The following is an 11,430-nucleotide window of genomic DNA, read 5'->3' as shown; positions in this document are numbered from 1 at the left end:
ATTTTATATTGCTAGTCACATACAGGTATAACATTCATTTTTACTTGAATGTGCACTATTAGTGCGTATCCTTAATGTAAATTAATTGTTAATTTAATGTGTCCAATAATTTAATTAAGGAGCTGGTGATGTTAGCTGTACACGAAAACACTTTACAGATTACGCAATTAAGTCAAAAGGCGATTCAACAACTTGCTCCCTCCTTTGCGCAATTACCACATACGGAGCATGCTGATGGTCAGTATCGTTTACGGCGCTACTCTGTGGTTCAATTTAGTAAAGGGAAAGTCGAGGCTTTGGACAAGCATGACTTTATGCAAACCGATCAAATCAATCATTTTCAAGGCAACATTAAGCGCCATTTCGATCCTATTTTACCCTCTACGTTACAAAGTGAAGGGATGAGAGAAGTGTGCGAGGTGTTTGTGGGTACGAATGGTCTGCCTAATGGGCAAGAGATTGAAATCCATCAGATCCGAATTGCTGCTGTGTTTGATGAGACGCAAGTCGCGCCAGAAGGTGTCCATCAAGATGGTTTTGATCATATTGCGTTGGTGGGGGTGAATCGCCACAACATCGTCGGCGGTGAAATTATGCTTTATCAAGACTGCCATGAAGCCCCTTTCTTTCGGAAAGTGTTAGAAAATGGTGAGATTGCGATGCTCGCGGACAGTAAGTTATGGCATAACGCTTGTCCTATTCGCTCAATTGAGCATGGGCAAGAAGGTCATATGGATGTTTTTGTGTTAACCGCTAAGGATGGCCGAAATGATCTTCACTCCTGAAAAAGTGCGTACGCAGTTTAGTGCTTTGTCGCAAAAATATCATGGTAAGTCAGTAAGTTTCTTAGATGGTCCAGGTGGCTCGCAAGTACCTAAGTCGGTAATAGAAAAAATGAGTGAATATCTGGGCCATTTTAACTCTAATTTGGGCGGACACTATTTTTCAAGCCAAATCACCACTGATTTAATGCAGCAGGCTCGTGAGTCGGTTCAAGCGCTTCTGAACGCTGAGTCATCAGGAAATATTGTATTTGGCGCGAATATGACCTCGTTGACTTTTCAGCTAAGTCGAGCCATTAGCCGAGATTGGCAAGCGGGCGATGAAGTGATTGTTACTGCGCTTGACCATTACTCCAATGTCTCCAGTTGGCAGCAAGCGGCGCAGGATAAACACGTTACAGTGCGCCAGGTAAAGGTGAACCAACAAGATTGTACTTTGGATATTGAGCACTTACTGTCATTGCTCAATCCTAAAACAAAGCTGGTAGCGGTCACTTATGCTTCGAATACCACAGGATCTATTGTCGATGTTAAACGCATTGTAGATGCGGCGCATCAAATCGGCGCGATGGTGTATGTGGATGCCGTTCACTATGCTCCGCACCATTTAATTGATGTACAAGAATTAGGCTGTGATTTTTTAACCTGTTCGGCATATAAATTTTTTGGTCCACACGTTGGTATCGCTTATGTCGCTTCGCAGTGGTTACATGCACTTAAACCCTACAAAGTTGAACCTGCAACCAATATTGGTCCAGGACGTTTTGAAACCGGTACACAGAGTTTTGAAGGTTTGGCAGGCGTGATTGCTGCAGTGGAATATTTGGCGCAATGGGGAGACGCGAGTGGCTCGTTAAGAGAGCGTTTGATCGATAGTTTCATTCAATACAACCAGCATGAACGCCAATTAAGTGAGTATTTTCTGTATAAACTTAAAGGATTGAGTTCGGCTAAGCTCTATGGCCTGACCAAGGCTAACAGTGAGCTACGTACACCGACCTTTGCCATTCGCTTAGCTAATCACCATCCAGAATTTGTGGCCAAAACATTGGGCGAGCATAATATTTGTGTGTGGAATGGGCATTTCTATGCGCTTGGTTTAGTGCGTCAGTTAGATCTTGAAAACAGCGGTGGAGTTGTCCGTATCGGTTTTATGCACTACAACACGCGCAGTGAAATTGACGCTTTGTTTGATGTCTTATCCACACTAGCGTAACCAAAGTGGCCCGGAAATCTGTCGAAGGAAAGGTTTCTGGGGCGCAGTGCCTTTTTTAGCTTTCATCTTCGGTTGGCTCTAAGGGTAACTCTTCGATCACAATTGGCTCTTTGGGACCTAAAAATTTAGGTTGAGTATTGGTGATGTAGAGATCTAAAAATGCTTTTGTGCGAGCAAAGACCTCACGCAGCCTCACTTTAAAACCAGAACGAGTTGTTGGCCCTGCAACCGCTAAACACTGAGCATTAATGTTATGGTAGTTGGCAATAAAGAGTGCTCGCTCACAATGAAATTGTTGAGAGATGATCAAAAAATTGTCGGTTTCGAAAATACGTTTTGCGCGAACAATGGAGTCCAAAGTACGAAATCCTGCATAATCTAAGTAAATATGTTCACTTGGGATTCCAGCGCGCAGCAGATCGCGTTTCATCGTCCACGGTTCATTGTACGAACGGTGAGCATTATCACCACTGAGTAAAAACCCTTTTACCTTGCCTTGTTGATACAAAGCGATCGCGGCTTCAATTCGGTGGGTATAATAGTCATTGAGCGTCTTGCCCAAGTACTTACTGGTTCCAAGTACAACAGCGACTTGGAATTGACCGACTTGATTTTGCTCGGTGACGATTTGTTTTTCGGCCTGCCAACTGACCCAGCGATCAATGCCAAGCACAAAAAGGCTTGAAATGAACAACAGTATAGACACGTAGCGAAGCAGCGTGTGAACCCGCTTTTTCCAAACAGGGCGAGAGTGATTTGAAGATGAAAATTTTAACACTAAATTTGACGGTTCCTTTGTGCCCAGATCCCGATAGCAATAAAGCAGAGCATAATAATGCTAAACATCATGCCTGATTCTAACTGCGAAAGTGTCCGAGCAAGGTAAGGGCTCGCTTTGATGATCACCAAACCGTAGCCGAAAGCGTTAATCAATATAAACGTAAATGTGCGAACGACAAAGTGTTGGTTGCGCATTAGCTTGCGCATCGCGGCGTTAATCTCCCCACCAAGCATTACGAGCAAACAAGCGATCAATGCGGTTGATATCTCCGTTAAATACGGTGATAAGTAATGCCCTGCGGGCGCTAAAAAGTTCATCATATTGACTCACAGAAAAAGCCCCTAAACATCAGCCGAAGCTTAGGGGCAGCAGAGTAGGAGCTTAGAAAGCAGTGCGTTTGTAGCGGCGGTATACTGGCTGCCAAAAATGCTGCTCAATGGCGGTTTCTAACACATCATCTGGGATCTCCAGTGCAACACCTTGCTCAATTGCTTTTTTCGCTACCGCAAACGCAATTTTCTTGGAAACGGAGTGAATGGCTTCCAGTGGTGGAAGTAACGCACCATGCCCATTAAGCGCCAGAGGCGAACAGTTGGCGAGTGCACGGCTTGATTCCATCAGCATCTCATCAGTAACTCGACGAGCATTGACCGCCAGTACGCCTAAGCCGATACCAGGGAAAATATAGCTATTGTTGCATTGCGCAATTGGGTAGGTTTTACCGTTATGCAACACGGGAGCAAACGGGCTGCCTGTGGCGACGAGTGCTTCACCGTTGGTCCAACGGATAATGTCATTGGGCGTCGCTTCAACACGGCTGGTTGGGTTCGATAGTGGGAAAATAATCGGGCGTGGGCAGTGTTTATGCATCTCAGTGATAATCTCTTCACTGAATAATCCCGGAGCCCCAGAAACACCGACCAACACCGTTGGCTTGCCATTTTTCATTACTTCCAATAATGAGAAACCATTACCTTCTGTGTTCCAATCATGCGTGTCTTTGTTTTTTTGCACGAGGCGCTGTTGGAAATCAAGTAGGTTAGGCATTCCTTCTTGCAGCAGACCCCAGCGGTCAACCATATAGACTTGAGAACGAGCTTGAGCATCTGAAATACCTTCTGACACCATTTGCGCGATGATTGCTTCGGCAATACCACAGCCTGCAGAGCCTGCACCAAGAAAAGCGATACGCTGCTCGGAGAGTTGACTGCCCGCGGCTTTGCATGCGGCCAATAGCGAACCTACAGTTACCGCCGCAGTGCCTTGAATGTCATCGTTAAAACAACAAATACGGTTTTTATAACGCTCTAATAGTGGCATTGCGTTCTTTTGTGCAAAATCTTCAAATTGGATTAGTGCATCAGGCCAGCGACGTTGGACCGCTTGGATGAACTCTTCTACAAATGCATCATATTCAGCCCCAGTAATTCGAGGGTGACGCCAGCCCATGTACATCGGGTCAGCCAAGCGCTGTGGGTTATTGGTTCCAACATCGAGCACGACCGGTAAAGTATAAGCAGGGCTAATACCACCACATGCGGTATAAAGTGCCAGTTTGCCGATAGGAATACCCATGCCACCAATTCCTTGGTCGCCCAAGCCGAGAATGCGTTCACCATCGGTCACTACGATAACTTTTACGTTATGGTTCGCTGCATTATTGAGTAAGTCATCGATGCGATCTCGATTCGGAAAGGAAATGAACAGACCGCGGCCGCGACGATAAATATTTGAAAAGTTTTCACACGCGGCACCCACCGTTGGTGTGTAGATGATGGGCATCATCTCAGTGATGTGGTTTTGTACTAAACGATAGAATAAGGTTTCGTTAGTATCTTGAATATTACGCAGATAGATATGCTTATCCATATCACTTTCAAAGCTGCAGTATTGTTGGTATGCGCGAACAACTTGTTCTTGTATCGTTTCCGTCGTTTCAGGAAGCAGGCCTTCTAAGTTGAAGGAACTGCGCTCTTCAGCACAAAATGCACTGCCTTTATTGAGCAAAGGCGTGCTGAGTAGAGCGGGGCCCGCATAGGGAATATAAAGAGGGCGTTTATCATTATTCATTGTCGGCCTATTTTAGGGTAGAAGGGAACTCAAAAATGATAACGGTTTACTCATGAGATTGTAAATAGACGAGCGGCGACACATGGCACAGAATACTGAAGAATGCCGATAAAAACGGTAGAATTCTCCGTGTTAATTGCTGAGGGCGCCAATGTACACATTTTTGTCTATTGGTCTCCTTAAGCAGAGATTTCAAAAGTAGTGTTGAGCGATGATCACTTTAAGTGATAAAGCGACTTTTTGTTCACGGTTTGAAATATTAATCAATCAGACACATATGTCAGTAAGTCTGTTTATGCCTTGTTACAAACCTGGTTTTGATATAGCCAATCCATTCGGTTTTAAGGCATAAAAGACTGTTTTTTTATATCCTATTGCTATATGAACAATCATGGATGATATTGAGTACAGTGTGCTGCCAATTTGTCGGGGGACAAAATGAATACACAAGAAAGGAGACGGGTGGTGTTTGATTACACTACATTTCTTGGTGCGTCATGTAATAAGAAATGGACATTCCTCGAAGCCATGACGTCATTTGCACCGATTTTTGGTACGGTATGGAAAGACAGCATTAAAGAATTAGCAAGCCCAGAGGATCGCCTATGGGAAATGGCGTTGAAGTCGTTATCAACACGCCGTAGTGATGAAGCGAATTTAATTTCACTGGTGAGATTGGCGAAATTAGAGGGGATTGAAGAGCTAAAATTAGTAATGCCGTATGCGTTGGATTCTGAACAGATCCAATTGATTCAAAATAAAAGCCAATCTTTGATAAAAAATACAAAACCAGATGAATTTCTTATCACCCTGTAAGGGTATAAACAGATAACGGGGCATATTTAATGCCCCGTTATTGTTGAGTACTAGTCAATCAAGCCATATTGAGAACGCAGGATCGTAATGATCTCTTGCTTTGGGTTTTGGCTTAATACGATCGGTTGGCCAACAATTTTCTCTGCAATCGCAAGATAGGTGTTGGAAATATCCATTAATGCAGCCAAAGGCAGCGCATTATCACGTGCAAGCGCTTCTCGCTCAGCCATCCGTTCTTTGTTGAGTAAAATATCTGGGTCAGGGAAGTAGTTGAGCAAGAATTGACGAAAACCCTCTTTCGAATTTTCCACAATACGTCCTTGCTGATAGGAAGCGCTGTCCCAGATGCGAGAAGAGTCCGGCGTACCTACTTCATCCATATAAATGAGTTTCTCAACGCCGTTGGCATCGGTGACATAACCAAACTCAAACTTGGTATCGACGAAAATTTGCTCTACTTGGCAGAGTGCATGGCTAATGACGCCGAAGCCTTCTTTTAATAGCTTTTCGTACAAGGCAATATCTTCGACACGACTGAAGTTAAAAGCGGCAAAATTCTCTTCAATATTATGACGTGAGATATTGACATCATCGGCTTCTGGAACACCGGGAATGCCTTTTAAGATGCCTTTGGTTGATGGTGTAATGAGCAGTTCTGGCAGTTTTTTATCTTTCTGCAAGCTTTCTGGTAATTGAATACCACAAAAATCTCGTTCACCTTTTTCGTAAGCACGCCACATTGAACCGGTAATATACTGGCGACAAATCGCTTCAATTTTGATTGGCTTGGCTTTTTGCACAATCCATACAAAAGGATGGGGAATATCTAAAATATGGCTATCGGCTAACCCGCTCTCTTGAAATAGCTTAAACCAGTGGTTTGAAATCGCGTTCAATGCCGCGCCCTTACCTGGTACACCTTTGATGCCACCTTCGGCATGCCAGATACAATCAAAAGCAGAAATACGGTCACTGATTACCATAATGGCTAAAGGTGCATCAGGAGCAACGTTGTAACCTTTTTCTTTGATCAAACGCTGGCTATCTTCTGGAGTTAGCCAATAAACAGAGCGAACTTTGCCGCTATGAACAGGTTGGTGAGTGCGAATTGGGAGGTCGTCATTGACGGCAAGGATTTGATCAGCAAGGCTCATTTAGACATTCCTATCTTTTTCAAACGTCATACAGAGAAGATATCGCTTAGCTCAACGCTAGTAAGGATATCGATAAACTGTGCGCATCATACCAGAACTATTTTCTGCTGCCAGATAAAAAGCAAACGATTGCCTTTCGTTTGGAAAATTAAGCAGTGGTGAGTTGAATTCAGGAGAAAAGATGCAGTTCTGAGCCGATAAAGCGGCAAACATTGAGATAAAAGCGAAGTAAATAGAGGGGCGATGGCTCGCCAAAAGCCACACATGTGACTTTGGGCGAGTAGCACTGAGGATTATTAGGTTTAGCTGAGTAAAATTAAAATAGTTCCTGTCAGTGTCATCAGTATATTGGCGATAGCATAGGTGCCGGCATAACCCAATGCGGGAATGGTCGATTTTGCGTAGTCGTTAACGATATCCATCGCTGGTGCGCAAGTTCGTGCCCCGATAATCGCACCAAATAGAAGCGCGCGGTTCATTTTCAAAATGTACGCACCGACCAAATAGGCAAAGACGACTGGCACCACGCTGACTAAAAATGCAAGGCCGATCACTTGTACGCCCACTTCTGAGAGGTGCTGGAACATTTTCCCGCCAGCACTTAAGCCAATGCCTACCATAAAGAACATCAAACCTAGGTCTTTCACCATATTTAATGCCCCTTGCGGTACATAGCCGAAAGTGGGGTGATTGGCTCGTAAAAAGCCAAGCATAATACCAGAAAGCAGTAGCCCAACTGCGTTGCCTAAACCGAAGGAGACTTGTCCAAAGGTCATGGTGATCAAACCAAACAAAATGCCGAGAATAAAGAAGCTACAAAAAGCGAGTAAATCGGCCATTTGACTATGGATAGAGATGAAACCGATTTTATCGGCCAAGCCTTGAACGCGGCTTTTTTCACCACTAACTTGCAGCACATCACCTTTGGCAAGCACAATGTCTAAGTCCATTGGCATTTCAATTTGTGCGCGTATCACTCGGTTCAGGAAACAGCCATATTCGGATAAATTCAGGTCAGATAAGCGTTTACCGGCAATACTGTCACTTTTTACGACGATTTCCTCTTCAGAGATGCGCAAATCCAGTAGGTTGCGATCAAACACCTCTTTGCCATTTCGAAAGCTAGGGTCTAGCCTTGCATGGCTGTCAGGGAAGCCGACCAGTGCAATTTCATCCCCTTCTTGCAAGATGGCGTCACCGTCAGGATGGGCAAGAATGCCATTACGTCGAATGCGTTCAATATAACAACCCGTTTGACGATAAATACCAAGCTCACGTAAATTGCGCCCATCAATCCAGTTGATCAACTCTTGACCAACACGATAGGCACGGATGATGGGTAAATAGACTTTGCGTTGACCGCTACCACCTAATCCACGCTCTTGAGCAATCTGTTGAGCAGAATCAGAGAGGTTTTGTTTTTGCAGCTTAGGCAGTAACTTGGCAAACATGATCATACTGATAAGACCAATTAAATAAGCCATCGCATAACCCACCGAAACATTATCTAAAATAAGGGATAAATCCATATTTCTTGGAATGGTGGCTAGCCCGGAGTTTAACGCATCTTGTGCGCCTACTAATACGGGGGTGGAGGTTAATGCACCTGCCATCATACCAGCAGCTAAGCCAAAATCGAGGCCGAGATAATAACTGCCAAAATAGGTAATCCAAGTGGCGGTAATGAGCACCACTAAACTTAAGATGAGATAATGTTTTCCGTCACGGAAAAATATGCCAAAAAAGTTAGGGCCAGCTTCAATGCCGACACAATAGATGAACAGCATGAAACCTATGGTTAAGGCTTCAGCATTGAAGGAAAAACCAAGGTGCCCCATAATGAGTGATGTAATTAACACCCCAATAGAGTTGCCCAGTTGTAAGCTACCAAAACGAATTTTGCCAAAACCAAGGCCAATCGCTAAGACAACAAAAATAAGAAGAATAGGGTTCTGATCAAGCAAAAGTACGACGTCGATATTCACGGCTCAACTCGTTATGTGTGCCAAGTGGGGTAGGTAAAGTGTGGGAATTGTATCTGAATATTGCAAAAAGATAAGTGAAATTTGTGACAATTGACATTTCATTGACTTAATTTGAGAGAAAGAGCCATTTATCTATAAATAGCAAAAACCCGCTAAAAATCAGCGGGTTTTTATGTTTCTTGGTTTTATTCGTCGAATAAGCCTAAATGCTCTTTCGCATAAGCTTCGAAATCAGTGCAGCCACCGATGTGTTCTTGATCAATAAAGATTTGTGGCACAGTCTCAACGGGTTTACCCACTGTCTTTTCTAAATCAGCTTTGCTGATACCTTCTGCGTGAATATCGACATAACGGTAGTTAAAATCATCGCGTTTTAATTTCAATGCTTCAGCGTGTTCTTTTGCGCGAACACAGTAGGGGCAACCAGGGCGGCCAAAAATAACAACGAACATAGCTTTCTCCTTCATTCTTGTTGTGTGCAACTATGCCCGATCCAAGGTCGGAAATAAAGTGGCAATCACCAGTTGCTTCAATAGGTAAAAGCTATTGCTTATTCCTTAATCAAAGCAAGCTTATCTCTTGATGATGTCGTGAATGTATCAGCGATGGCACGGCTGTGACATGCCGCATAAACTTGTGTTTTTTATGTGGTTATTCGCTCCACATTGCACTGCATCAAAAAATTTTTTTAACGATAGGTGCACTCTAAACAGAGCTAATCTAGATGAGAGAAAAGGGAGCTATAAATGTTCCAATTTATGACGGCGACGCGGATCATTTTTGGAGAAGGGGCGTTATTGAATTCACTCTCTGTGCTAAATCAATATGGTTATAGCGTACTATTGGTTTCTGGAAAAGGACGTCAACGAGCTGTCCCTATTGTTCAATACCTGAAAATGCAGAATATGCGCTATCAGCATGTAGCTATTGTTGGTGAACCTAATATTACCATGGTGGAGGAAACGGCCATTTTAGGTCGGCGTTTTCAACCTGACATGGTCGTTGCTATTGGTGGAGGTAGTGTGATTGATATGGGCAAGGCACTCGCGGCAATCATTCCTAACCAAGGTAACGTTTATGATTATGTGGAAGTGGTTGGCCGAAATGTGCCGTTAAAGACAAAACCGCTGCCATTTATTGCTATTCCAACCACCGCCAGTACGGGATCCGAAGTCACGCGTAATGCCGTGTTGAAATCGGGACAAGACAAAGTAAAAGTAAGCTTGCGCAGCCCAGATATGCTGGCAGATGTTGCGATTGTTGACCCCACGTTGACCTATGGTACCGACAGTTACACATCTGGCAGAGGCGCAATGGATGCTTTTACGCATTTAATGGAAGCCTATGTGTGTGGTGAACCCAATCCACTCACCGATATGGTGTGTGAAGAGGGGCTGCGCAAACTCAGTCGTTCTATATTGCCAGCGTGCCGAAAAGATGATCATAAAGCGCGAGCGGATCTCTCTTTTGCAGCAATGCTTGGAGGAATGGCGATTACCAATGCAAAGCTTGGTGCGGCACATGGCTTGGCATCGGCATTGGGAGGGAAACTTGATGCCCCACACAGCGTGATCACGGCGCGTTTAGCCCCTCATGTTATGCGAGAAAACATTCGAGCAGCGCAAAAAGCAGGGCGAAATGATGTAGTTACACGTTATAAAAAAATCGCTCAAATCGTGACTGGCAGAACAAATGTTCACGTTGAAGATGGCGTGTTGTGGGTGAAAATGATGTTAGATAAATTGCAACTGCCTAAACTCAACCAGTTTGGTGTGTGCAATACGTCGTTTGAGCGCGTGGCGTTAGATGCTTTAAAGTCGGTCGCGATTAAAGGTAACCCTTTGCCTTTAACACAAGAAAGGTTAATCCATATATTAAATCAAGTTTGCGAGTGCCAAGGTGAGTGTGAGGAGTGGCAACCGAATTCATCCAATCAGGTAGAAGTTAGGCATGATCCAGTCGCGCCTGAAGGCAGCAAGCAAAGTTGATAAAAAAACGGAGCAATTGAGCTAATGCCGTTCACTTAAGAGTGAACGGCATTTTTGTTGTCATCCCTAAACCACCGCCTTGGGCGGTGGTGATTGAACCTTGGGGCTATTGCCCGAAGGAGTGCCCATGCTAGAAGTAAACCTCTTATTCACCACAAGTAAGAGGAAACTAAAAACATGGGCGATTATAGAAGTTCATCACATGTATATTGGCGTTGCAAATACCATATAGTTTGGACTCCGAAATACAGATTTAAGATCTTGAAAGGGAATGTAGGTAAGGAGCTTTATCGCTCAATCTATATTTTGTGCAATATGAAAGATTGTGAAGTCTTGGAATTAAATGTTCAGCCGGATCACGTTCACTTGGTTGTGATAGTTCCACCAAAAGTTTCGATATCAACGTTGATGGGAGTATTGAAAGGGCGTTCAGCAATCCGCTTGTTTAACAAGTTCCCACATATAAGAAAGAAACTGGGGTAATCATTTTTGGGCAAGGGGGTACTTTGTTGACACAGTTGGTGTGAATGAAGAAATCATCAGGCGTTACGTAAGGCACCAAGACAAGAAAGATCAAGAATATGAGGCGCAGTTAGAGTTGAAGATAAACTAGCAGCGCAGGGATGCCCCCTTATAGG

General features: G+C 44.0%; 10 protein-coding genes and 1 pseudogene. 5 read left to right on the top strand and 6 right to left on the bottom strand.

Translation table 11 applies throughout. The features are described 5' to 3' along the window. The first annotated feature begins 128 nt into the window (after positions 1-128). Both AACU59_RS17850 and AACU59_RS17845 read left to right on the top strand, forming a co-directional pair. A complete protein-coding gene (locus AACU59_RS17850) occupies positions 129-785 on the top strand; it encodes a 2OG-Fe dioxygenase family protein (protein WP_161437615.1) in 657 nt (218 codons plus the stop codon). Continuing rightward, positions 769-1,998, top strand: coding sequence for a cysteine desulfurase-like protein (locus tag AACU59_RS17845; RefSeq protein ID WP_443280883.1), 1,230 nt, complete (start codon positions 769-771; stop codon positions 1,996-1,998). Before AACU59_RS17850 ends, AACU59_RS17845 begins: the two co-directional genes overlap by 17 nt. 55 nt (positions 1,999-2,053) lie before the next feature. Here AACU59_RS17845 and AACU59_RS17840 read toward each other — a convergent pair whose 3' ends face one another. The 3 genes from AACU59_RS17840 to AACU59_RS17830 form a co-directional block, all read right to left on the bottom strand. Continuing rightward, positions 2,054-2,803: a SanA/YdcF family protein gene (locus AACU59_RS17840; protein ID WP_176428542.1), complete on the bottom strand. Its 750-nt coding sequence runs from the start codon at positions 2,801-2,803 to the stop codon at positions 2,054-2,056. Further along, complete coding sequence (locus AACU59_RS17835; RefSeq protein ID WP_017042030.1) at positions 2,776-3,099, bottom strand: DUF3392 domain-containing protein; 324 nt, start codon at positions 3,097-3,099, stop codon at positions 2,776-2,778. The genes AACU59_RS17840 and AACU59_RS17835 overlap by 28 nt, the downstream gene beginning before the upstream one ends. Positions 3,100-3,160: 61 nt before the next feature. Further along, positions 3,161-4,849: an NAD-dependent malic enzyme gene (locus tag AACU59_RS17830; protein ID WP_017044631.1), complete on the bottom strand. Its 1,689-nt coding sequence runs from the start codon at positions 4,847-4,849 to the stop codon at positions 3,161-3,163. Between the two features lie 438 nt (positions 4,850-5,287). On the opposite strand from AACU59_RS17830, the gene AACU59_RS17825 reads away from it, so the two are divergent. Beyond that, a complete protein-coding gene (locus AACU59_RS17825; protein ID WP_176428541.1) occupies positions 5,288-5,665 on the top strand; it encodes a transporter in 378 nt (125 codons plus the stop codon). Between the two features lie 50 nt (positions 5,666-5,715). On the opposite strand, the gene AACU59_RS17820 is transcribed toward AACU59_RS17825, so the two are convergent. The 3 genes from AACU59_RS17820 to AACU59_RS17810 all read right to left on the bottom strand — a co-directional run bounded on the left by AACU59_RS17820 (position 5,716) and on the right by AACU59_RS17810 (position 9,256). Beyond that, complete coding sequence (locus AACU59_RS17820) at positions 5,716-6,819, bottom strand: phosphoribosylaminoimidazolesuccinocarboxamide synthase (RefSeq protein ID WP_017042032.1); 1,104 nt, start codon at positions 6,817-6,819, stop codon at positions 5,716-5,718. Positions 6,820-7,121: 302 nt separating this feature from the next. After that, positions 7,122-8,804: an aspartate:alanine antiporter gene (locus AACU59_RS17815; RefSeq protein WP_013857120.1), complete on the bottom strand. Its 1,683-nt coding sequence runs from the start codon at positions 8,802-8,804 to the stop codon at positions 7,122-7,124. Between the two features lie 185 nt (positions 8,805-8,989). Continuing rightward, the gene (locus tag AACU59_RS17810) at positions 8,990-9,256 is read right to left on the bottom strand and encodes a GrxA family glutaredoxin (RefSeq protein ID WP_094145154.1); all 267 of its coding nucleotides are present in this window, start codon (positions 9,254-9,256) and stop codon (positions 8,990-8,992) included. Between the two features lie 294 nt (positions 9,257-9,550). Here AACU59_RS17810 and AACU59_RS17805 point away from each other — a divergent pair, with 294 nt between their 5' ends. Continuing rightward, the gene (locus AACU59_RS17805; RefSeq protein WP_094145153.1) at positions 9,551-10,792 is read left to right on the top strand and encodes an iron-containing alcohol dehydrogenase; all 1,242 of its coding nucleotides are present in this window, start codon (positions 9,551-9,553) and stop codon (positions 10,790-10,792) included. 177 nt (positions 10,793-10,969) lie between these two features. Next, positions 10,970-11,405, top strand: a pseudogene (gene tnpA / locus AACU59_RS17800) (IS200/IS605 family transposase). The last annotated feature ends 25 nt before the right edge of the window (positions 11,406-11,430 follow it).

Source organism: Vibrio sp. V23_P3S9T160, from assembly GCF_963886625.1.
GTDB classification, from domain to species: domain Bacteria; phylum Pseudomonadota; class Gammaproteobacteria; order Enterobacterales; family Vibrionaceae; genus Vibrio; species Vibrio anguillarum.
This window is presented reverse-complemented; position numbering and strand designations above follow the sequence as displayed.